Consider the following 24,266-nt stretch of genomic DNA (forward strand, 5'->3'; position numbering starts at 1 on the left):
ATTGACGTGTTCACTCATCAAAGACTTTAATTTTTTAGAAGTCTCCAGCGAGCGCCCACACAAATTATCTGATTATCTATTTTAAAGAGCGTACCAACTCGGTTACTTAGAAGCGTTCTTCTTAGTGTCTCACTCGTTGTTCTGAGTGGTTGTCCGTGTCAGTGGGTGCGTATATTACCTTCCAGATTTTTTTACGCAAGTACTTTTTTTATTTATTTTGTTTTTTCTTAAAAAGCTTAATTAGTTAAGCTCTGACAACAAAAAGCCCCCTTTTATTTAGTGGTAAATAAAAGGGGGCTTTTTCGTGAGCAATTCGCAATAGACTAGTAAAATCTATAACTGAACGATTCTCAGCTCTTTGGGCATAGAGAACGATACATTCTCCTCCTGCCCTTTCAGCTCTTTAGGCTCTTCGCCACCTTCAGACACTAGACGCTGTATTACATCCGAAACCAACACCTCGGGCGCTGATGCTCCGGCAGTAATCCCCACGGAATTCACTCCAACTAACCAATCGCACTGTATTTCGTTCGCATTATCAATCAAATAGGCTTTTGTTTGCATTCGCTCCGCAAGCTCACGCAAGCGATTTGAGTTAGAGCTGTTAACAGAGCCAACCACCAAAACCAAATCACACTCTGATGCCAACGTTTTCACTGCATCTTGACGGTTTTGAGTCGCATAACAAATATCATCTTTACGCGGGCCACGAATACTAGGGAAATGCTGACGTAGCGCATCAATTACGACAGAGGTGTCATCCATAGAAAGCGTCGTTTGAGTGACGAATGCCAATTGTTCTGGGTCTGATACTTTTAAGTTTGCGACATCATCGGCGTTTTCAACCAGATAAATCGCGCCGCCTTTAGAAGTATCATATTGCCCCATCGTACCTTCAACTTCAGGGTGCCCATCATGACCTATTAATACACACTCCATTCCGTCGCGAGCATAACGCACAACTTCTAAATGCACCTTAGTCACCAGCGGACATGTCGCATCAAATACTTTTAATCCACGACGATCTGCCTCAGCCTTAACAGCCTGAGATACGCCATGAGCACTAAAGATAACTATTTTATCATCAGGCACTTGATCCAACTCATCAACAAAGATGGCACCGCGCTCTTTTAACGACTCAACAACAAACTTATTGTGAACCACTTCATGACGGACATAGATAGGCGCCTCAAACAAATCCAAGCACCGGTTCACAATATCAATAGCACGGTCCACTCCCGCACAAAAACCTCTTGGGTTAGCTAATTGAATTGAAAAGCCCACTATATTTCCTCAACCGCAACAATTTCAACTCTATAAGTAAGAGTACGACCCGCCAAAGGATGATTAAAATCTACATCTACAGATTGCTCATCTATACTCGCAATTACACCCGGCAATTCATTTTTATTTGCATCCGCAAAAGAAACAACCATCCCAAGCTCTATATCCATCTCAAACTGATCACGAGAAATCGTCTGCACATTACTTGGATTATGTGCCCCAAATGCTTTTTCAGGAGACATGCTATAGGATCGGGAATCTTTCACTTTCAAACCAAGCAACACAGCTTCAAATTCAGGCAATAAACTCCCATCACCAAATTCAAAGGTCGCAGGCACTTTATCAAAATTAGAATCTACAATTTGACCATCTTCCAATGACAGTTCAAAAAACAACGTTACTTTACTGTTCTCGGTTATTACCGTCATTACTTATCACCTTGTTGGCGTTGGGGGAAAAAGCCATCAAACAGCATCACTATAACCCCTAATGTAATTGCTGAATCAGCAATATTAAAAGCGGGGAAGTACCACGCGCCTTGCCAATGCACCTGAATAAAATCAACCACATGACCATAAACCAGACGATCATATAAGTTACCGACCGCGCCACCCATAATAAGAGCAAGAGCCAACGATTCCATTACAAGCGTTTTACCAATCTTGATTAATCGCCAACTGATGCCAATGACAACAGCCGCCGCAATCAAAGAGAAAAACCAACGCTGCCACCCACCAGCACCAGCAAGAAAGCTAAATGCCGCACCAGTGTTATAACGAAGAGTCAGGTCAAAAAAAGGCAAAATAGCGATCTCTTGCCCATAATGTAAGCTTGCTTCAATCGCTTGTTTGGTTATCCAATCCAATACAAATACAATCAAAGCAACGGCCCACCATAGGCGAGCCTGTTGCCATGCTTTTTTCATCATTAGGCGTAGAGGCGTTGCTCTCCCTCTCCTTCAGGTAGGTTGCTTACGCAACGATCACACAACTCTGGGTGAGCTTCATGTTTGCCCACCTCTTCGCGATGATGCCAACAACGAACACATTTTTCACTAGAGCTAATAACAACTGCCACTTTCAAACCTTCCAACTCAGATTCAACTGCATTTTCAGTTGCTTCTGACAAAGGCTGAACTTTAACGTCAGACGCAATCAATACAAAACGCAGCTCTTCACCTAATTTATCAAGCAAAGATTTTAAGTTGTCGTCACAGAAGAGTGTAATCTCAGCACTCAAGCTTGCTTTGATCTTACCGTCATTACGAGCGGCTTCTAGTACTTTATTTGTAGCAACTTTCGCTTCAAGCACTTGCTTCCAGAATTCACGGCCAAACTCTTCCTCGCCAGTCAACTCAGTCAGCCCTTCATACCACGTTTCAAGGAAAACAGACTCGCCATGCTCTCCAGGAAGAGATTGCCAAATTTCATCAGCAGTAAAACTTAGAATCGGAGAAATCCAACGCGTGAAGGCTTCAACAATATGATACAAAGCAGTTTGAGCTGAACGACGTGCCAAGCTATCTGGCTGAGTTGTATATTGACGATCCTTAATAACATCCAGATAGAAACCGCCCAAATCCACAGAGCAGAAATTTTGAATTTTCTGGTTCACTGTGTGGAATTGATATTCGTCGTAAGCCTCACCAATTTCTTTTTGTAACTGCGCCGCACGATCAACAATCCAACGATCTAGCGCGATCATCTTATCGCTCTCAACCATATCTGTTGCAGGATTAAAGCCGTTCAAGTTCGCCAACATGAAACGAGCTGTATTTCGAATACGACGATAAGAGTCTGCGACTCGTTTCAATATTTCATCGGAAACCGTCATTTCACCGGTGTAATCTGTTGCAGAAACCCACAATCGAATAATGTCCGCACCAAGCGTACTCATTACTTTTTGAGGCGATACCACATTGCCTAAAGATTTAGACATCTTACGGCCATCGCCATCTACCGTGAAACCATGAGTTAACACACCTTTATACGGCGGCACACCACGGATGGCGATCGACGTTTTAAGTGACGACTGGAACCAACCACGATGCTGGTCAGACCCTTCAAGATATAAATCTGCTGGAAAACTTAGCTCTTCGCGCTGGTCAATGACAGAGTAATGCGTCACACCAGAATCAAACCACACATCCAAAGTGTCTGTCACTTTACTGTACTTCTCGGCATCGGCGCCAAGCAATTCAGCGGCATCCAGTTCAAACCATGCATCAATGCCTTCTTTCTCAATACGCTTCGCAACTTCTTCAATTAAACGAGGCGTTTCTGGATGTAACTCTTGAGTCTCTTTGTCAATGAAAAGAGCAATTGGAACCCCCCAAGTACGCTGACGAGATACACACCAGTCCGGGCTGTTATTCAACATCCCTTCCATACGGTTTTGTCCCCAGCTTGGCGTCCACTTCACACCTTTTACAGCGTCTTTTGCAGAATCCAACAACCCCTTCTCGTCCATACTGACAAACCATTGCGGAGTCGCACGGAAGATTAACGGCGTTTTAGTACGCCAACAATGCGGATAGCTGTGGAAAATTTTGGATTCAAAGACCAACGCTTGATTCGCGTTCAATGCGTCTAGTATCGCACCGTCAACTTTGTACACATGCATACCGGCAAACTCACCAGCTGCTTCGGAGTAGACTCCATTATCTTGTACTAAATTAATCGTACCAAGACCGTTTGCACGACCAACGTTAAAGTCATCCACACCATGATCTGGTGCAGTATGAACACAACCTGTACCTGCTTCAGTGGTAACGTGCTCACCCAAAATCATTGGGATATCACGCTTAACAAATGGATGATTCAAAACAGAACCATTCAAGTCTTTACCAAATGCACGACCAACTATTCGATAGCTCTCTTGCCCATAACGCTGCATGATGCCTTGCACCATGTCTTCTGCAAGCACCAAACGCTCTGTACCTTGCCCCATATCGACTTCGACTAAGGCGTAACTAAACTCTGGGTGAACAGAAACCGCCTGACTCGCTGGTAGAGTCCAAGGAGTGGTCGTCCAGATAACAACCGATACATCGCCTTCTCCCTCGACTTCAGAGAAGTTTGCTAAGAACGCAGCTTGGTCTTGAGGAGCATAACGCACATCTAATGACAGAGACGTTTTGTCTTGATATTCCACTTCAGCTTCCGCCAAAGCCGAACCACCAACCACACTCCAGTAAACAGGCTTAAAGCCTTTTACCAAATGACCGTTTTCAGCGATTTTGCCTAAAGCTCGAACAATGTTAGCTTCCGTTTCAAAATTCATAGTCAGGTAAGGATTTTCCCAATCACCCTGAATACCTAAACGGATAAAATCTTTTTTCTGCTCTTCAATCTGTGAGTAAGCGTATTCACGGCACTTTGCACGAAACTCTTTGAAAGACACCTTATCGCCGGCCTTACCAATCATCTGCTCCACTTTGTGCTCAATGGGCAAACCATGACAATCCCAACCAGGTATATAGGGGGCATCGTATCCACTTACAGTTTTAGACTTAACAATAATATCTTTGAGGATTTTGTTAACCGCGTGACCAATATGGATGCTGCCGTTGGCATATGGAGGACCATCATGAAGAATAAAAGGCTTACGGCCCGCACTGACTTCACGTACTTTGTTATATAGATCCATATCCTGCCAGCGTTTAAGCATTGCAGGCTCACGTTTTGCCAAATCACCGCGCATCGGAAAGCCCGTGTTCGGCAAATTCAACGTTGGTTTATAATCACTCATGGTTTGTTAACTTATCCTCAAAGATCATCGTTCACAGATTGCAGAAGAAGCGCTGAGCTTCCTCTTTATCACACTGAATTTGTTTTTCTAACTCATCTAACCCAGACATTTTTCGTTCTGGTCGAATAAAACAATTAAACTCAACAGAGACATACTTATTGTAAAGGTCTCCACTGAAATCAAATACATGTACTTCCAACAATGGGTGCTTACCATTTACCGTAGGACGAACACCCACGTTAGCGACACCTTGATGCTTAAGGCCATCGACGGTCATAGTCACCGCATAAACACCACGTAATGCGGGTTCACATCCTTTCAGATGCACATTCGCCGTTGGAAAACCTATCGTTCGGCCAAGCTGCTTGCCACCAATGACACGTCCGCCCATCACCATAGAATGCCCCATGGAACGAACGGCGGCATCAAATTGACCTGACTCAAGTTGTTGTCGAACCAAGGTACTGCTAATTCGCTCATTATTTTGCGATAGCACTGAAGATGTATTCTCAACCTCAAAATCGCTCAGTTCACCGAAGCGAGACAAGTAATTGAAATCCCCCTGTCGATCACAACCAAATCGAAAGTCATCACCTACAACCAAATGACGAATATGTAGGCCATCTTTTAATATGAGACGACAAAACTCCGACGCATCTAGATTACGCAACTTATTGTTAAACGGAAGGCATAATACATAGTCAATACCTTGTTCTTTCAACAGCTCAATTTTATCTCGCATACGAGTAATACGGCCAGGAGCAGACTCAGGCGCAAAAAACTCGCGCGGCTGAGGTTCAAAAACCATAACACCTGCAGGCGATTGATATTGCTTAGCAAGAGACTTTACACGAGACAGAATCGTTTGATGACCTAAATGCACGCCATCAAAGTTCCCGATCGTAAGTACGCCACGCTGATGTTTAGAGCGGATATTGTGAATACCCCTAATTAGCTCCATAAAACCTCTGATGCTGAATCAACCACTCGACAACAGACAAGCCAACCATTTTGACCTGCGTCGAAAAAATAACCGGAATTATATAGTACTCAGCTACTCAAAGGTAGATCACCCCGCAGCTACTTTTAGATCCTTAACTCTAAGACCGAATAGAATACAAGAACAACCATAGAGAGCCACTCCAACAACAACCAACACCGCCACATGACCAACACGCTGCATATCATGCAGCTGAAGCCAATCAACGCCTTGCCGCTGATAAAAATAAATCCACCCAGCTAACACACCACAAGCCATAACAAGCGCAACAATATGCTTCAACCAACGGCGATGCCACACGAAGTATGCGTCTTTTGCCAGCCCTCTCCACAATAGAAAAGCGTTCAGCCCTGCTGACAAACTAGTAGCAAGCGCAAGACCGACATGCCCAAATGGCCACACTAAAATTAAATTGAAGACCATGTTTGAAATCATAGCAATAATACCAATGCGCACCGGCGTCTTAGTATCCTGACGAGCGTAATAACCCGGCGCCAACACCTTGATTAGCATCATAAATACAAGCCCAACCGAATAAGCCTGCAAACTCAAAGCTGCCATCTGCACATCATTTGCCGTTAACTCTCCGCGATAGAAAATAGTAGCGATCAGCGGCTCTGCCAGAAAAAACAACGCAACTGACGAAGGCAACGCAATCACCAACAACACTCTAAGCCCCCAATCGAGCGTATTTACAAACTTACCGCTATTTTCGGCAGCAAAACTACGAGATAAAGAAGGTAAGATGACCGTACTGATTGCAATGGCAAACAAACCTAAAGGCAATTCGTACAGTCGATCAGACAAATACAGCCAAGTAATAGAACCCGTTTCTAAAAAAGACGCCAACACCGTATCTAACAACAAGTTAATTTGACCTACTGACACGCCAAACAACGCCGGCCCCATCAACAGCAAAATGCGCTTAACACCTGGATGACTAAACCCTATACGCGGACGCGCGATCAACTTCATTTTTGCCAAAAAAGGGATTTGAAAAAGTAGCTGAATAAGTCCTGCAAAAAAAACACCCCAAGCCACCGCAGTTTCAGCAACTGCCGCTTCTTTTGCAAAATACAATGTCGCAACCAACAGCGACACGTTCAAAAAAATCGGTGTAATAGCAGGTACGCCATACTCACCATGCGAATTTAATATACTTCCTGCTAACGCAGTTAAAGAGATAAACAATAAATAAGGAAACGTAATCGTTAACAAATCTGAGGCAATAGCTGATTGAGCGGGATTATCGATAAACCCCGGAGCAAAAACATACACCACCCACGGTGCTGCAACCATAAACACTGCTGTAATGGCCAACAAGACACAAGCCAGCGATCCCGTTACGGCACCTATCAGCTCTCGCACCTCCTCCTTTGTATGATTGACCCGATAATCACTGAGCACAGGGACAAACGCCTGAGCAAAGGCACCTTCTGCAAACAACCTACGAAAGAAGTTAGGAATTTTAAACGCCACATAAAAGGCATCAGCACTGCCACTGGCTCCGAGAACAGAGGCAAAAGCAGCATCACGAACCAACCCCAATATACGGGAAAGTAAAGTACATAGAGACACAAGAGCACTGGATCGCAAAAGAGATTTTTTCGGTATGACTGTCGTCTGGGACATAAATAAGTATGCTTAACTAATAGATAATTCAGGGATGCAATGATGAATTCGTGCGCTTTTCATTCAATAGTTTGCCCCGTCATCATGCTAACAGCGCACAATTGAAATCAAATAAGGCGATTTAGAATAGCATTCGCGCCACCACATTACAGCTCAAAAAATCACCATTTTGCCTATTATTTATATAATGGGGTTGCTGCAAGCGCAAAAACTGGTACAATCCGCCGCGAGATTTTCAAGTTAAACTTGACATCAATTTCACAATACACGACGTGTTGTATTGTTTCATTTTATAAAGATTTGAAGGAGCCAGACTGTGGCAAACTCCGCCGGTTCAAGAAAACGTGCGCGCCAGGCGATCAAGCGTCGCGCTCACAATGGTAGCCTGCGCTCTATGGTGCGCACATACTTGAAAAAAGTAGATGCAGCTATTGAAGCAGGCAACCAAGCTGAAGCTCAAGCAGCTTACGTTGCAGCAACGTCTAAACTAGACAAAGCAGCAAACAAAGGCCTATACCATAAAAACAAGGCAGCTCGTCATAAGAGCCGCTTGAGTGCTAAGATCAAAGCACTAGGCTAATAGTTATAAAAAAACCGGCGCTAGCCGGTTTTTTTATATGTAAAATTCTTAGATCCAAAACATTTGCTAAGCCTTTAGCTTCCAAAGAGCACTATCAGCCCCCAAACTACCGCAGCCTGAATAACAGCCAACATAACAGCTGCTGAACCTAAATCTTTTGCACGCCCAGAAAGCTCATGATGCTCATGACTAATTCGGTCAACAATCGCCTCAACGCTTGAGTTCAATGTCTCAACAATCAAAATAAGACTGATACTGAAAATCATTAACGCGATTTCCAACGCAGAATCCCCCAGCCACAAGGCAAGCGGGACCGCCAATAAAAACAAACCTACCTCCTGACGGAAGGCTGCCTCGTGATGCCATTGCGCCTTTAACCCCTGACAAGAATACTTCGACGCATCCATCACACGCTCAAATCCAGTTTTTCCAGGCTTAGCCATTGAATCCTCTGCTATTTATATGATCACCAAATCATCACGGTGAATTAATTCAGGCTCACCCTCATAGCCCAAAATATCACCCCGTTTAGACGATGGCTTCCCAAGAAGCTTCAGCGTCTCTGCAATACTGTAATTAACCAAACCACGCGCAACCAAGTCACCTTGCTCATCAACACAAAGCACCATATCACCTCGTGCAAACGATCCTTCAGCGTCTTTCACACCAACAGGCAAAAGGCTAGTACCCTGCTTACGCAGTGCTTTTACTGCACCATCATCCAGTATCAAAGCCCCACGACTCTTAAGGTGCCCAGCCAACCACTGCTTTCGCGCAGCAATAGGCGTGAAATCAGGCAACAACCAAGTCCCGAGTTTCTCACCTGAGACCGTGCGCACTATCACATCTTTTTCACGACCCGACGCAATCAGTGTATGCGCACCTGAACGAGCAGCAAGTTTCGCAGCTCGAACCTTGGTAAGCATACCTCCACTACCAAGCACTCCTGCACCACCACTTGCCATCGACTCTAGCGTGTCATCAGAAGCAGAAGCATGCGATATTAATGTTGCATCTTTATGATCTCTTGGGTTTTTATCATAAAGTCCATTTTGGTCCGTTAAAATAAGCAACAAATCCGCTTCAACCAAATTGGTAACAAGTGCCCCCAACGTGTCATTATCACCAAAACGAATTTCGTCTGTCACAACAGTATCGTTTTCGTTAACTATAGGCACCACACCAAGTCCTACCAGCGTTCTCAGTGAAGATCGCGCATTCAAATAACGCCGACGGTTAGACAAATCATCGTGCGTCAACAATATCTGAGCAGTATTCAACCCAAATCGTTCGAAATGGGATTCATACACACCCACAAGCTCCATCTGCCCCACAGCGGCAGCAGCTTGAAGCTCATTTACTTGTGTCGGTCGAGAGAGAAAGCCCAGTCGCTTCATGCCTGCAGCGATAGAACCAGAAGAGACCAGCACAACTTCTTTGCCCTGCTTTCTTAACATGGCAATTTGCTCAACCCAACTACCAATACTGTCTACATCTAGGCCTTGCCCATCGTTAGTCAGCAACGCACTGCCAATTTTTACAACGACACGTTGCGCCTTTGCAATTTCCTCTCTGATCACCATCTCTCTACTCTACTCTCCGACAACTTGAGCAGTACTCTGTTAACGCACGTACTCAACATCTACATCATAATCGTCTTCATCATAATCGTCATCGTCATCTTGCGAATTACGGCGACGACTTTCTCGTAACAGACGAATACGATCTCGCCCTTCTTCGTCGATCAAGGCACGAATATCATTCTCTTCTTGTTTCGCTGCATCATCTTCCAACAAGCGATCTTTCATCGCCTCTAGAGTCGTCATCAGATCCAGACAAAGCGGCTCTGTACCAGCACCTGAGATAGCAGAAATACGGTAAACTTTTCCTTCCCAGTTCAACGCATCAATGACGCTTTGACAACGCTCTTCAACTTCGTCTTCTGGCACCATGTCGATTTTATTCAAAATCAACCAACGATCTCGCTTCTCTGCCAATGTCGGAGAAAAGTTCTCCAGCTCATTCACCGCAATAACAGCTGCCTCAGCAGGTGTCACTTCATCCCAAGGAGCCATATCGACAATATGTAGAAGAATACGGTTACGAACCAAGTGCTTTAGAAAGCGAATCCCCAAACCAGCACCATTCGCCGCACCCTCAATGATTCCTGGAATATCGGCAATAACGAAACTCTGATGTTTCTTCACCTTTACAACACCAAGGTTAGGAACCAACGTCGTAAATGGGTAATCGGCAACTTTCGGCTTAGCAGAAGAGACAGAACGAATAAACGTTGATTTACCAGCATTTGGCAAACCTAACAGACCCACATCCGCAAGTACTTTCATTTCAAGCTTCAGGTTACGCTCTTCACCTGGAGTACCTTTAGTCGTTTGTCTTGGCGCACGGTTAGTACTGGATTTGAAGCGAGTATTACCAAGCCCACGGCGACCACCTTGAGCCACTTTGAGAGTCTGACCAACTTGAGTCAAATCCCCCAGCGTCTCGCCTGTATCTTCATCGATAATCGTTGTTCCGACTGGGACTTTAAGCACCAGATCTTCACCCTTCTTACCGGTCATATCACGACCTTGACCACCCTCGCCATTTTCCGACAGATACTTCTTAGTAAATCGATAATCGATTAGAGTATTCAATGACTCGTCAGCTTCTAATACTACACTGCCGCCATCACCACCATCACCGCCGTCAGGACCACCTTTGGCTACAAATTTTTCGCGCCAAAAACTCAAGCAGCCGTTTCCACCTTTACCTGCTCGAACATAAATGGTCGCTTCATCAACGAATTTCACAACATCACCTCTTGTGAGGGTTACCAGACAAACATTGCCTGATTATAGAATTTTTCCAAAAAAAAAGCCCCGCGCTGCGGAGCTCTTTTCATTCTTCTCGAAAAAGAAATTAAGCAGAAACGACAGAAACTGTGCGACGCTTGAATTTACCTTTAACTTCGAACTTAACCTGACCTTCAGAAACCGCGAACAAAGTGTGATCTTTACCGATACGAACACCTTCACCAGCGTGGAACTGAGTACCACGTTGACGTACCAGAATGTTACCTGGGATCACAACTTCTCCGCCGAAACGCTTAACACCTAATCGTTTCGACTGACTGTCGCGACCGTTCTTAGTACTACCACCAGCTTTTTTGTGAGCCATGATTTACTCCTAAAATATTAAAACTTTAACGCTTAGTTAATACCAGTGATTTTCACTTCTGTGAACCACTGACGATGACCCATGCGTTTCATAGAGTGCTTACGACGACGGAATTTCAAGATTTTAACTTTGTCGCCACGGCCGTGAGAAACAACTTCAGCTGTTACTTTAACGCCTTCTACAACAGGAGCGCCAACTTGTACGTCGTCGCCATTGCTAACAAGAAGAACGTCGTTGAACTCAACAGCACTACCAGCTTCAACAGCTAGTTTTTCGACTTTAAGAGTTTGACCTTCTTGCACACGGTATTGCTTACCGCCGGTTTTGATAACTGCAAACATTTTTTTCTCCAATAAGATTTACCCGGCTACTGGAATAAGTTTGACCTACTTCTAGTGGCAAGTTCGAATCTACTTCCCGCCAAAGGACAACCTAAGACGCTAAATAATTTCGAAATACCATATGATAGGGAGCAAAGTTTGGGTAAATCGGACGCAGTATTGTACAAAAGAGAACCACTCAAAACAAGAGCAACACAAGTTTTCTAGTTCTTTTTCGTGTTTTTAGTTGACCCTATCGCCCTGCTTACCTAGCATGTTGCGCAATTGCTAAATAGCATAAGATTACAGAGCTTCGGAAAACCCATGCAATCCACCAAGATTCACGATGTTGTGGCTGATGAATTCAGCCAGGTAAATGACCATATTCTCAGCCAATTAAAAAGTGAAATCCCACTTATTGAGCAGATCGGATATTATATTATCAGCAACGGCGGCAAGCGAATGCGCCCACTTATGGTGTTGTTAGCAGCTCGCGCAGCGCAATCCAGTCAGGGCCTTTCTGAGACTCAACTCAGCGGCGCTGTAAAAATGGCCGCCATTATTGAATTCATTCATACTGCAACATTGCTGCATGATGACGTCGTTGACGAATCCGATATGCGCCGAGGCAAAAAAACAGCAAATGAAGAATGGGGCAATGCTCCCAGCGTTCTCGTTGGAGACTTCCTCTATTCGCGAGCATTTCAAATGATGGTTAATGTTGGCAGCGTCCCTTGTATGGAAATATTGTCCAATACAACCAACATCATCTCCGAAGGCGAAGTTCAACAACTCATTAACTGTGGCGACCCAGATACTACCGAAGATGGCTACCTAAAAGTAATACAATACAAAACAGCCAAACTCTTTGAAGGCGCTGCGTTATGTGGCGCCGTAGTCGCCAATGCATCAACAGCACATCAAGCAGCACTTCAAGCCTACGGCATGTATGTCGGCACCGCATTCCAACTGATTGATGATGTCATGGACTACGTCAGTACAGCACAAGAAATGGGTAAAAGCGTCGGTGATGATCTTGCGGAAGGTAAACCAACGCTTCCTCTGATCTATACTATGAAACATGGCAACGCTGACGCTCAAGCACGTGTTAGACAAGCGATTTTAACAGGTGGCCTCGATCATCTTGAGCAAATACTTTCGGACGTTCGAGAGTGCGGCGCGATTGAATACACTGAAAATAAGGCGATGGAGCAAGCCAGCCTAGCAATCAATGCTATTAAAGAGTTGCCCGAGTCTGAATACAAATCGGCACTTATCGAACTGGCAAACGCAGCGGTTAAACGCCGCAACTAACCCATCATCACAAAGCGACCACCAACACTCTAAAGAATCGAGAGACCTTTTACTTCAAAAGGTCTCGGATCACTTCAACAGTGTCGCTTGGCCGCTCCTGCATAAAGCAATGCTCACCTTCAACCTCAATCAGCTTTATATTTGAATTGATCTTCGCGGCTAACCGATATGCTTCTTTAAAGTACTTATAGGTATTTTTCCCATAAACGATATGAGTTGGTACTGACAATTGTTTAATCGCCTTCCAAAGCCCCTTCGGATAACTTGAAAAAATAGCCGCCTCCATCCAAGTAGAACAACTTAAGTGATAATGCCCTTTGTCATCACAAGACAGGGAGTAGCGAATGTAGTCGTCTAAACAATCATCATCCCACCCTTTAAAGATGCCCCGCCCAGTAAAGTTGGCTTTAACTTGCGCGTAGGAATCCCACTGCGTTCTGCGCTTTCTCGTTCTTTTAGCCAATGGCACATAATGATCCAAGCCTGCCATTCGTACCCCACGAAGCAACCAAATGAGACGAGGAGGAAATAAAGCAGGGTCTAAAAGTACAAGCTGCTCAAATTGCTTAGGATCTTGAACACTCATTAACAAGGTCATACACCCCCCAAAACTGTGCCCGATACCATAGAGAGGACAACTTGAGTGCTCAATGTATTGAGTGAGCGATTCATTGAAACGGCTTGCCGTTTGGTTCCAACCAACGAACGATTTCCCTGCTGGCGAATTTCCATGCCCAGCAGCATCTTGGGCAATAACCGAATAGTCTCGTGCAAGCGGTGCAATGACCTTACTGTAACTGCCAACGGCGAATCCATTTCCATGCAAAAAGTGGAGCGCCTTACTCGCACCCTTAGCGTGATGCTTGTAACCAGATAACGCCCAATCTTCCTTCAAATTACAGAAGCTCAAAGGCTCAAAATTAGTCAAACTCATGAATTCTCAATCACCAAAAAAATAAACAAAACACATAACAACGAAGCAACAAAATAACAAAAAGACATTTCAAGAGAGATACAATATGACAACATTCCTCACTTCGCCACGCCTGTACCTTTATTTTTCTAACCTTTTTATCAGTATCGTTGGTTTTTTTAGCACCAAACATTCATATTAAGCCATCATATCGATATAATTGTCAGAATTTATTACTGCTAATTGGACCACTCAAGAAGCCTCCCTATGTTAGGGACATGCTGAAAGTGGAAATAGGACTATAATGACTACAGCTTCATCGTTTGAAAAAGACGAACTACTAAAATGCGGTTACGGCGAAATGTTTGGTGCGGGCAACGCTCAACTGCCCGTTGGCAATATGCTGATGATAGATCGCATCGCCCACATCTCCGCTGAAGGCGGCGAGTTTGATAAAGGTGAAATCATCGCCGAACTCGACATCAACCCAGACCTATGGTTCTTCGAGTGCCACTTCCCTGGCGACCCAGTCATGCCTGGTTGTTTAGGTCTTGATGCTATGTGGCAACTTGTTGGTTTTTTCCTAGGCTGGAAAGGCAACAAAGGACGTGGTCGTGCTTTGGGCGCTGGCGAAGTTAAATTCACAGGCCAAATCCTACCAACAGCAAAAAAAGTAACCTTCCACATTCAATTGAAGCGAGTCATTGAACGTAAGTTAGTAATGGGTATCGCAGATGGAAGCGTAAAAGTTGATGGTCGCGAAATTTACACTGCAAAAGATTTGCGTGTCGGCCTTTTCACTTCAACTGAAAACTTCTAATTATATTAAAGAGGCAGATTTATGCGTCGTGTAGTAGTAACTGGCCTAGGCGTTGTAAGTTGCTTAGGTAATGACAAAGAGAGTGTTTTAAACTCTCTAAAAGAAGGCAAATCTGGTATACAGTTTGCTGAAGATTATAAAGAACACGGTTTCCGCAGTCACATTTGCGGCCGTATCGACGTTGACGCTACGGTTATTGACCGTAAAGTACGTCGCTTCATGGGCGATGCGGCAACCTACGCGTACTTGTCTATGCAACAAGCGATTACTGATTCAGGGTTAGCGGAAGATCAAGTATCAAATGTTCGCACAGGTCTAATTGCAGGCTCTGGTGGTGCATCTGCACAAAACCTTGTTGATTCTGCCGACACACTTCGTGAAAAAGGCGTTAAGCGTGTTGGTCCATACCGCGTTACTCAAACCATGGGGAGCACGGTATCTGCATGTCTAGCAACACCTTTCAAAATCAAAGGTGTTAACTACTCGATCACATCCGCTTGTTCTACAAGTGCGCACTGTATCGGTAATGCTATGGAGCTAATCCAGTTAGGCAAACAAGACGTTGTATTTGCAGGCGGCGGCGAAGAAGAAAGCTGGACTCAAACATGTATGTTTGATGCTATGGGTGCGCTTTCTTCTAAACGTAACGACACACCAGAACAAGCATCACGTGCATACGATGCGACTCGTGATGGTTTCGTTATTGCTGGCGGCGGCGGTATGTTGGTTCTTGAAGAACTTGAACACGCGAAAGCTCGTGGCGCAAAAATCTACGCAGAAGTTGTAGGCTACGGAGCAACATCTGACGGCTACGACATGGTTGCACCATCAGGCGAAGGCGCTATGCGTTGTATGCAAATGGCAATGAGCACAATCGACGGTGACATTGACTACATCAACACACATGGCACAAGTACTCCTGCGGGCGACATGAAAGAGCTACAAGCCGTTAAAGAAACATTTGGTGACAAGATCCCTGCGATCAGCTCAACAAAATCTTTATCTGGTCACTCACTAGGTGCGGCAGGCGTTCACGAAGCGGTTTACAGCATTTTAATGATGGAAAACAACTTCATTGCAGCCTCTGCTAACGTTGAAGAGCTAGACTCAGCAGCAGATGGCATTCCAGTTGTAACGGAGCGTCAGGACAACGTAGATCTCACTTACGTTATGTCTAACAGCTTTGGATTTGGTGGCACAAACGCCAGCCTAGTATTCAAAAAATACGAAGGCTAATCAAACAATGTGATGTTTGATTAGATCAAAAAAAACCGCGACTTATTCGCGGTTTTTTTATTTTTAAGGATTTTGCCTCATTGCCGAACGCATCCAGGTTTCCATCTCTTCATGGATTTCACTGGTAGACTTCCCTTCGGATTCAATCACCTTTCCTATTGATACTTTAATTTCACCTGAGTAACGCTTCCAAGTGCGGCTCGGCCATACATGTCCAGCATTATGAACCATAGGCAGTATCGGTGCCTTAGCTGACGCAGCTAACATTGCCGCACCTTTATTAAACGGTTTTTCTTGGCCGGGTTTAGCGCGCGTTCCTTCAGGAAAAATTAGAACTGATCGACCTGACGCGATGCGCTCTTTGCCCTGCTTTAAGATCTGTTTCAACGCTCCTGCCTTCTTAGAACGATCAATTGCAATGGGCTGCACCATTCGAAGCCCCCATCCAAAGAACGGAATAGAAAGCAGCTCCTTTTTAAGCACTGTTGAAATAGGTGTCGTTAACACCTGAAGCAAGTAGGTTTCCCATTCACTTTGGTGATTCGACACCAAAACAACGGGTCTACCTTTAGGCAGGTTTTCTAGCCCCTCAATTTCCACACGAACGCCACATATCACCCTAAATAAATACAGTAATATGTGATTGTGTACATTAAGAACCGGCTGTTTCCAAGCGGTAGGCATCAAGACCGCAATCGCAGGAACAAACACACCAGTAAAGCCCGTCAACACGGAATAACACACTAAAAACAGGATGGAACCAATCCACGACCTAAATGACATCTTAGAACTCATAAAGATGTAAACTCCTATCGCTAAACCTACTAGAGCGCTACTGCACTCTACTTTGCTGCTGAATCAACGGATTCGCGTACATTTTCAGTACCGTTTCCCGTAAATCATCAGGGCACGTTTCCATGTATTCAGAGAATGCCTTATCTTTTGATACATCGCCGTTCAACATAGCCAATGCCGCCTGATTCGACGGATGCACCGCATAGTTGGCAATTATCTGGCGATCTATTTCTTCGACCATTTCCTCTGGTGTATCACAATTGTGATCAATCAAATCACCGAATGTTACAACGACTTTCCCTTTATAACCGACAATGCCGTTTTTAATGCTGTCGATGTCTTCAAATTCAGATTTTTCGTAACTGCCTGTTGTTGATTTCTGCAGTAACTCATTTGCCTTATCAAAAGCACACGGATCATATTCGTAAGAAATTGAAACTGGTACGATTTTTAAGCTTTTCATAGCGTCAGGAAAAGCGACTTTCTGCTTTTTCTGACTCATGTAAAACATCTTGATAATGGCAGGATCCGTCTGATCAATGCCATCTTTCGCACGCCCTTCTTTCTGAGCAATCCAGATATTACTATGATCTTCTGTCAAAGAGTGCGTGATATAAGATGATAACTGCCCAAAAGCAGCCATCATTTCACGTACGCCATTCGCAGAGCGTTTTACAATAAAACTCTTATTCAGTCGCATCAAATCAGACACAAACTCTCGACGTAACAAGTTATCGCCAATCGCAATGCGAACCGTATCGAGCCCAGCCAAATAGAGGCCATAGTTTACAAACGCAGGATCCATCGCAATATCGCGATGGTTAGAAAGGAAAAGGTAACCCTCTCCTTTCTTTAGCTTTTCAATACCACGATATTCAACATCCGTCGTGGTGGTCTTGATCATACGCTCCATGTAACCTGCAACTTTCATTTGAAAGTCATGTACACACTGAATTTTAGAAACTTCCCGTTTTAGTACGAACTTCACAAGTGAGCTCAGTACACCACGCGTCCATTGTGGCCATTTTGCAAATCGAAAACCAATGATGGTTTTTATAAAGTCTGGTGTTTCCACCAGACTTTCTAACACCCCGGCGACCTCATCGTCGTTGTAAGGGCGAATATCATGAAACTGATCCATTAATAATTCCGTTCTCTAGCGAACTGTCTGTTATAGGTTGTTAATCGTAAAGCCTTGTTCTTTAAGAACATCGGCATTTGCAGCGGAAGTAATCACCGCTGCACTCTCATTTTCTGGCGTAAGATACGCTTTCGCTACGCGCTGCAAATCTTCCACCGTAACCGCAAGAATCCGCTTACGCTGCTGCTCGCGATACGCCTGCTCACGCCCATGTAATTTCAGGAAGAAATCACCCTGCGCTTCGCCCGCTGGAGAACTCGGTTTATCCAAAGAACCAATAACCCCTAAAATCGCTTCTTCTAGCGCATCTTCGGTATGTTCGGTCTCTAACAACCAAGTAATCGATTGATCAAAATCTGCCAACGTCTCCAACATACGAGGATCACGGTAAGAATAGAAACGAAACGCTCCAGCCGTACCATCAAAACTCGCACCACCACCATAAGCACCGCCCTGTTCACGAACCGCTCGGTGAAGGTAACCATTGCGTAAGAATCCACCTAGAACCGTTAGAGGAGCGACATCAGGGTGGCTACCTGAAGGCGTTTTGAATGCTTTAGAGCAAAAACTGACTTGAGTTGCGGTCGTCCAGCCTTGTTTTACTGACGTTTCAACAAACGGCAAAGTAAAACGAGACATGTCGCCAGTAGGTTGACCAAGAGTCTGCCAAACAGGAGTAAGGCCCGAATCTAAATCGTCTAAGTGATGACCTTCCGCCACAAGTAACACTTGCTTCGGCATGCTCAACACCTTCGCATGAATGGATTGCAGCTTAGCAATAAGTGCATTCATCGCGTCATCGCCTTCTTTCAGCGAATCGTCCAGTGCAATTAAGCTTGCTAACCCCGTCATACCGCCCCATGCTTCTTCCTGAGCGGATAAACCAGAGATACCACTTGCAGCAGAGGTCATGGCCAAAGAATGACCTTGCCCCGTGATAGCTTGCTGGCGACGAGCACGTCGCTGTGCAATAAGCTCTTTTATGCGCCCCACTTCGTCGAAACGCACATTTTTCAGCGTGTCCGTCATCAATTCGGTCATTGCCAGTGCGTTTGGCACAAGCGCTTTAGAAGAGACAATAAAATATCCATTCAGCGCGTGCTTATCTTCAAGTGTGGCGCGAATAGAATTAGACGCTCCTAAACCACCACAAATTTCCGCCTGGTGTGATTGCATTGCGAGATAATCTTTATCACCTACCCCCACTTCAGTAAGTAGCATTGCAAAAGTCGGCAATACTGCCGTTTCATCAGCCGTAAGCTCTGGCAATTCAACCACCAGCTGTTGATAAACTAAGCCGTTTGTCCCCTGAGGATAAAACGTAACGGGAACCGCCTTTTCAAGAGGCAGGTTTTCGTAAACCGGGATCGAAGCAGGTACGTCTTCAAGACCTACCTTTGGAAGAATACTGATATCGTCAACTTGTTCCTGACGCTCTTTTAGCGCCTTAGAACGGTCAATAATATCTTGTTTTTCTGCCTCAGAAAGAGACGCCTTTATGTTCGCCAGACGCTCTTTCTCTGCGTCATTACGAAGACCTTCCAAAGACTCATCAGGAGACAAAGTGAGCGTTATGCGGTGTGCATTCGACAGAATCAAATTGCGAATCAAGTTCGGGATATACTCTTTGTCTTTGACTTTTTCACGCATATCCTCAATCACAGGATCAAGATCTAATTGAGCGATCACATCGCCAGAATGAACAGCCGTCGAAAGCCCTGCTAGGATAAGCTGCAAACCGTAAGGGTAACCGCCGCCGCCAATTTCACGTTGGCTTAACTCTAACTGATGCAGCATCGCATCAACCATGCTTTGATCAACACCGTTTTTAGCCACATCTTCCAATGTGTCTAAAACCAGCTTCTCAACCGCTTCTGAGTTTTCACGCTTCACACCTTCAAGACCACACATGAAGCTCATTTCTTTATTGCTGTCTTCAAGGCCGCACAACGGCGAAGGCGCTTGCCCTAATTCGGTATTTTCCAATACACGACGAAGCGGTGATGCAGAGTTATCTAACAACACACTAGAAAGCAACTGAGCCTCAAACTGCTGCCCAAGATCTGTGCTTTCACCAAGTAGCCAGCTTACCACGACGTGTGATCCGTCTTCTTTGACTTCTTCTGCTGCAAAGCCTTCTTCCACTCGAACAGGCGAGAAATAGCGCTTCACATTATCCACAGAAACTTTGGCATCCAACTGTTCAAAACGAGACAATACTTTCTCTTCAAACTGAGCTTGCAATGTCTCTGCTGGAATATCACCGAATGTCATAAAGACCGCATTAGAAGGATGATAATGCTTGCGATAGAACGCCATCAAATCATCATAAGACAAATCGGGAATGTCCGTTGGCTCACCGCCGGAATTAAAGTGATAGGTATTACTTGGGAACAGATACTTCGTCATTGTTTGCCACAATACAGACGTAGTCGAACTCATTGCCCCTTTCATCTCATTGAACACAACGCCTTTGAACGTCAGATCTGATTCCGGATTTTCAGGTTCTTCAAATTCAAGGCGATGGCCTTCTTGAGAGAAATCTAACGGATCAAGACGGGAGAAAAACACGGCGTCGAGATACACATCAAGCAGATTAAAATAATCTTTCTTGTTCTTACTTGCGAACGGATAGGCCGTCCAATCGGAAGAAGTAAAGGCGTTCATAAAGGTATTAAGAGAACGGCGAATCATCATGAAAAAAGGATCGCGCACTGGAAAACGTTCTGAACCACACAATACCGAATGCTCAAGAATATGAGCCACGCCACTGGAGTCCGTTGGCACCGTTTTCAATCCGACCAAAAAGACATTTTCATCATTATCAGAGGCAATATGGTAATGCTTTGCGCCCGTTGTAGTGTGTTCGAATTCTTGAACTGAAACATTCAGTGCATCTATGTATTCGCTGCGTACAAATGAAAACGCAGGATGGTGTGCAATGCTATTTGTCATTCCCTACCTCTTAAACGGTATTCTTAGGTGATCTCTGAAGAATTAGGTATTCACTCTGGTAAATTCAACAATCGAAAAGCAACCGACCAGAAAAGAGCGTAATTGTAGCAAATTACGCGCTTCGACAGAACAAATTGCGCGTCTGATTGAAAAATAGACACACGATTCTATCGTTTTTGATGTTTTTCCCAATTTTCCAGACGAGCTCTCTCACTTTTTCGGAATAAAACATAGACAGCACCAAGCCCACCGTGGTGGCGCTGCGCTGAATGAAAAGCCATTACATCATCTAAATCACGCAGCCATTTATTGATGTAACTCTTGATAGTGGCTTGATTGCTTGGGTCAGGCTCACGATCGCCTTTGCCATGAACAATAATCGCAACTCGGATATCGTGCTTTATACAATCTTCAACAAACTGAAAGACTTGCTGACGCGACTGCTCAACTGTGCGACGGTGTAAATCCAATCGTGCTTCAATACCGTATTTACCCTGTCGTAAGCGTTTAAAAACGCCGTCCTGAACGCCGTCTTTCTTATACTCCAACATGTCATTCGGATCGACTTTCAGCACATAATCATGAGAAAGATGATTACGATCTGCCTCTACAGCCACTTGCGCAGCCAGTTTTCTCGCATCGTAATCAACAGGCACACCTTTCTTAGCAAGATAAACTTCGTCTTTCTTTAACGGTGTTACCCCTTCTACTTCCTGAGCAAAAAGGGAAAAATCATCATCGTCGTCTGCCACTCAATACCCCAAACACAAGCGACGCATTAAGTTAACAATGCACCCTCATGAAGATAAATAAAACGTTAACAAGGGATTTTACGCGAAAAAGCGGATAACAGAAAATTTGATTTATGTTTCTCCTCATGAGCATGCTTAGGAAAACACTGCCCAAAATGAGTGAACTCACATATATGTTCATTCATAAAAAAGGGCCAATTAAGGCCCTTCCACTCTACCCACTTCCCGTATTTTTCTACTCGAAACGATTAATACTCAAAAACCGCTCTTTTAAGCTTAAAGTACGACAAAGAGTTCTTTTGAGATTCCGCTAATTCAGACAAATCTCGCGATGCTTGCAAGGTTTCATTTATTGATGTCATGTTTTCACTGACAGAATCAAACGTTTGAGTAGTAATTCGCCCGATATCTTCCGTAACGCTCAATTGCTGATGCGATGCCGCAGCCACTAACGTATTCACATCCGAGATAGATTGAACCGCTTGCGAAATGTCTTCAAACGAATCTTTTACTTGCGTCGCCAATGAAACCGAACTTTTGATCAGCTCAACATTATTACCCATATTGTTATTCGCGCGCTCAGATTGCGATTGCAGCTTTTCAATAATTTCCTGAATGTTCACAGTCGACTCTTGTGTTTTAGACGCAAGGTTACGCACTTCATCGGCAACAACAGCAAAACCTCGACCCTGCTCTCCAGCACGAGCCGCTTCAATGGCTGCATTCAGCGCCAGCAAGTTAGTCTGCTCAGAAATTCCGCTAATCACTTCCGTTACACTGCCGATTTCAAGCGCAAACTGGCGCAGCTCATCCACAATGTGTGCGGTTTCAGCAAACGAAGCATTAATACGGTTAGTTAAATCAATGTTTTTGTCTAGCGTCTGATTACCACTCGCGACATTCTCTTGTGCTCGCTTCGCGGCATCTTCTGCAACGACGGCTTTTTCACTCACTTCCTGAGAAGCGGAGTTTAGCTCTCGAAGGGAAGAGGTAATTTGCTCTATTTGCTCCAACTCTGACTTAGCATTCGCCTGTGTGTTTTCCATCACAGAGTTTAACTGTGTCGATGCGGTAGACACATTTTCAGAGATTCCATAAGACGTTTTGATCAAAGACGTTAACTGATGAGATAAATCGACAAAAGATTGATAAATACCCGTTTCATCACCTTTGCGAGTAATATTACGGCTAAGGTCGCCCTTTGCCATCTCCTCAAGCAATTCGGCGATTTCACTCGGCGTGCCGCCCACGGGTTCCAACACAAGCCTTTTAATCATTACATACAGAACGCCCATGGCAACAACAAGGCTGATAAAACCTAAAAGAAGAGAGAGAAGCAACTGCTGCTCAGCGGCGGCATAAATACTGTCGTCTTCTGTTAAAACAACAAACTGCCAATTTGTGATATCCAATTCCCCCCAGAACCCTGTAAGGTTCACTTCACGGTCGAGAACCGGAGAAAAAGTCGAATAAGAAAGTTCTCGGTTACTTTCATTCAATCCTTTGTAATACGGACGAAGTTCAAAAAGGTTTTTTTCTATATCCTTCGGGTTTGGTGCATGTAAAATAGTGCCATCTGAAGTATAAAGATACATGCCTTTCCGCTCAGAATGCTCTTCCAATACCGCACTTAATAATACAGTAGAAACGACAGCGAAATTTTCATTGATCTTGTACGACATCGCGATCACTTCATTACTGGTTAATTTAGACTTAAACGGTTTTGAAATGTAGGATTTATTCCCGCCTTGGAACAGCTCTGTATAAAAAGGGCGTTTTAGTTCTTTGGCATTAAAACCAAACTTTGCTCCGGTCGGCCCTCCAAAAAGCTCTCCCTTTTTATTAAGTATCGCAATGCCATCCGTAATACTTTTCTGAGACCGAATCAATGCATTCAGTTGATTCAAGCCACGCTCTGATAAACGATCATTGGCAATATCGCGATTCGTCACGTCAATCGAAGACAGCATTTTTAAATAACCGCTTACACGTGTCGTTAATTCTGCGGATATTTCAGCGTTCTGAGTTTGTAATATGGACTTATTAAGTGCCACTGATTCTCTTTTAAATGAGATGTAGTTCATCGTCGCAAACAAAACAACGATCATAAAAATGATAGCACTTAGAGTGCCAAAGAGTTGTACTCGAAATTTATTCATTTTAACCAATCCAATAATTTAAGAACGCTCCATGCAGAGCCACAACGAAGAGATTTGTTACACATTATTACAATACGCTCTGAAGCGCAGTTGGCGCGGCAACCAGAGCAATCCCCTAGTTTCTCATAGAACTTTAAACGGCGAAACGTAACGCAATGTAACTTTTCGGAGAAAAAGCGGAGTATCTAGTATTTATTAGGGATTATGAACAACACTCATAAATACCATTGAATATTAGATAAGAAAACGAATCCCCCGCACCACGGGCTATTAACAGGAATTAAGAGAGCATTAAGAAATTATAACTAAGAGTAATAATAACAAAGACGGCCTTATTTCATTTACAAAATATAAACGTTATTTCGCGACACTTATTATCAAAAATTTAGACTTAATAAAGCCTTTAAATTACACAAAGTTATTAAATAAAACTCA

Annotated in this window: 21 protein-coding genes; 4 read left to right on the forward strand and 17 right to left on the reverse strand. The window is 44.2% G+C overall.

The window, feature by feature from the left end; all coding sequences use genetic code 11:
• Positions 1–333: 333 nt before the first annotated feature.
• The 6 genes from ispH to murJ form a co-directional block, all read right to left on the reverse strand.
• On the reverse strand, positions 334–1,284 hold the full coding sequence (gene ispH / locus DFP79_RS09730) for a 4-hydroxy-3-methylbut-2-enyl diphosphate reductase (RefSeq protein ID WP_133503776.1): 951 nt from the start codon (positions 1,282–1,284) through the stop codon (positions 334–336).
• Positions 1,284–1,712, reverse strand: a complete 429-nt coding sequence (locus tag DFP79_RS09735; protein WP_133503777.1) for an FKBP-type peptidyl-prolyl cis-trans isomerase — start codon at positions 1,710–1,712, stop codon at positions 1,284–1,286. The genes ispH and DFP79_RS09735 overlap by 1 nt, the downstream gene beginning before the upstream one ends.
• A complete protein-coding gene (gene lspA, locus DFP79_RS09740) occupies positions 1,712–2,212 on the reverse strand; it encodes a signal peptidase II (protein ID WP_133503778.1) in 501 nt (166 codons plus the stop codon). The genes DFP79_RS09735 and lspA overlap by 1 nt, the downstream gene beginning before the upstream one ends.
• Entirely contained in the window at positions 2,212–5,034 is a 2,823-nt protein-coding gene (ileS, locus tag DFP79_RS09745) for an isoleucine--tRNA ligase (RefSeq protein ID WP_133503779.1), read from the reverse strand. The genes lspA and ileS overlap by 1 nt, the downstream gene beginning before the upstream one ends.
• A 31-nt stretch (positions 5,035–5,065) precedes the next feature.
• Positions 5,066–5,995 (reverse strand): bifunctional riboflavin kinase/FAD synthetase, encoded by a 930-nt coding sequence (gene ribF, locus DFP79_RS09750; protein WP_133503780.1) that lies wholly within the window; start codon positions 5,993–5,995, stop codon positions 5,066–5,068.
• A gap of 108 nt (positions 5,996–6,103) precedes the next feature.
• Positions 6,104–7,666 carry a murein biosynthesis integral membrane protein MurJ gene (gene murJ / locus DFP79_RS09755; RefSeq protein WP_133503781.1) on the reverse strand — a complete coding sequence of 521 codons (1,563 nt, stop codon included), beginning with the start codon at positions 7,664–7,666 and terminating at the stop codon, positions 6,104–6,106.
• Between the two features lie 316 nt (positions 7,667–7,982).
• On the opposite strand from murJ, the gene rpsT reads away from it, so the two are divergent.
• The gene (gene rpsT, locus DFP79_RS09760; protein WP_133503782.1) at positions 7,983–8,246 is read left to right on the forward strand and encodes a 30S ribosomal protein S20; all 264 of its coding nucleotides are present in this window, start codon (positions 7,983–7,985) and stop codon (positions 8,244–8,246) included.
• 74 nt (positions 8,247–8,320) lie between these two features.
• Here rpsT and DFP79_RS09765 read toward each other — a convergent pair whose 3' ends face one another.
• From DFP79_RS09765 to rplU, 5 genes are all read right to left on the reverse strand, one after another.
• On the reverse strand, positions 8,321–8,689 hold the full coding sequence (locus DFP79_RS09765) for a diacylglycerol kinase (RefSeq protein WP_133503783.1): 369 nt from the start codon (positions 8,687–8,689) through the stop codon (positions 8,321–8,323).
• Between the two features lie 15 nt (positions 8,690–8,704).
• Positions 8,705–9,829, reverse strand: a complete 1,125-nt coding sequence (proB, locus tag DFP79_RS09770) for a glutamate 5-kinase (RefSeq protein ID WP_133503784.1) — start codon at positions 9,827–9,829, stop codon at positions 8,705–8,707.
• A 39-nt stretch (positions 9,830–9,868) separates the two neighbouring features.
• On the reverse strand, positions 9,869–11,059 hold the full coding sequence (gene cgtA, locus DFP79_RS09775) for an Obg family GTPase CgtA (RefSeq protein WP_133503785.1): 1,191 nt from the start codon (positions 11,057–11,059) through the stop codon (positions 9,869–9,871).
• Between the two features lie 109 nt (positions 11,060–11,168).
• Positions 11,169–11,426: a 50S ribosomal protein L27 gene (gene rpmA / locus DFP79_RS09780; protein ID WP_013659499.1), complete on the reverse strand. Its 258-nt coding sequence runs from the start codon at positions 11,424–11,426 to the stop codon at positions 11,169–11,171.
• 32 nt (positions 11,427–11,458) lie between these two features.
• The gene (rplU, locus tag DFP79_RS09785; protein WP_133503786.1) at positions 11,459–11,767 is read right to left on the reverse strand and encodes a 50S ribosomal protein L21; all 309 of its coding nucleotides are present in this window, start codon (positions 11,765–11,767) and stop codon (positions 11,459–11,461) included.
• A 303-nt stretch (positions 11,768–12,070) separates the two neighbouring features.
• Between rplU and ispB the strand changes: the two genes are divergently transcribed.
• Entirely contained in the window at positions 12,071–13,060 is a 990-nt protein-coding gene (ispB, locus tag DFP79_RS09790; RefSeq protein WP_133503787.1) for an octaprenyl diphosphate synthase, read from the forward strand.
• A 49-nt stretch (positions 13,061–13,109) separates the two neighbouring features.
• Here the strand turns inward: ispB and DFP79_RS09795 are convergent, their stop codons facing one another.
• Positions 13,110–13,994, reverse strand: a complete 885-nt coding sequence (locus tag DFP79_RS09795) for an alpha/beta fold hydrolase (protein WP_133503788.1) — start codon at positions 13,992–13,994, stop codon at positions 13,110–13,112.
• Positions 13,995–14,277: 283 nt separating this feature from the next.
• On the opposite strand from DFP79_RS09795, the gene fabA reads away from it, so the two are divergent.
• Positions 14,278–14,793, forward strand: coding sequence for a 3-hydroxyacyl-[acyl-carrier-protein] dehydratase FabA (gene fabA / locus DFP79_RS09800; RefSeq protein ID WP_013659495.1), 516 nt, complete (start codon positions 14,278–14,280; stop codon positions 14,791–14,793).
• 21 nt (positions 14,794–14,814) lie between these two features.
• Positions 14,815–16,029 carry a beta-ketoacyl-ACP synthase I gene (gene fabB / locus DFP79_RS09805; RefSeq protein WP_133503789.1) on the forward strand — a complete coding sequence of 405 codons (1,215 nt, stop codon included), beginning with the start codon at positions 14,815–14,817 and terminating at the stop codon, positions 16,027–16,029.
• A 63-nt stretch (positions 16,030–16,092) separates the two neighbouring features.
• Here fabB and DFP79_RS09810 read toward each other — a convergent pair whose 3' ends face one another.
• The 5 genes from DFP79_RS09810 to DFP79_RS09830 form a co-directional block, all read right to left on the reverse strand.
• Entirely contained in the window at positions 16,093–16,824 is a 732-nt protein-coding gene (locus DFP79_RS09810; RefSeq protein ID WP_133503790.1) for a lysophospholipid acyltransferase family protein, read from the reverse strand.
• Between the two features lie 37 nt (positions 16,825–16,861).
• Positions 16,862–17,965, reverse strand: coding sequence for a 1-acyl-sn-glycerol-3-phosphate acyltransferase (locus DFP79_RS09815; RefSeq protein ID WP_133503791.1), 1,104 nt, complete (start codon positions 17,963–17,965; stop codon positions 16,862–16,864).
• Between the two features lie 30 nt (positions 17,966–17,995).
• Positions 17,996–20,920: an insulinase family protein gene (locus tag DFP79_RS09820; RefSeq protein WP_133503792.1), complete on the reverse strand. Its 2,925-nt coding sequence runs from the start codon at positions 20,918–20,920 to the stop codon at positions 17,996–17,998.
• A gap of 167 nt (positions 20,921–21,087) precedes the next feature.
• On the reverse strand, positions 21,088–21,672 hold the full coding sequence (gene smrA, locus DFP79_RS09825; RefSeq protein WP_133503793.1) for a DNA endonuclease SmrA: 585 nt from the start codon (positions 21,670–21,672) through the stop codon (positions 21,088–21,090).
• Positions 21,673–21,920: 248 nt separating this feature from the next.
• Entirely contained in the window at positions 21,921–23,831 is a 1,911-nt protein-coding gene (locus tag DFP79_RS09830; protein WP_133503794.1) for a methyl-accepting chemotaxis protein, read from the reverse strand.
• Positions 23,832–24,266: the final 435 nt, after the last annotated feature.

This window comes from Marinomonas balearica, assembly GCF_004362145.1.
In the GTDB taxonomy this organism is placed as follows: Bacteria; Pseudomonadota; Gammaproteobacteria; order Pseudomonadales; family Marinomonadaceae; genus Marinomonas; species Marinomonas balearica.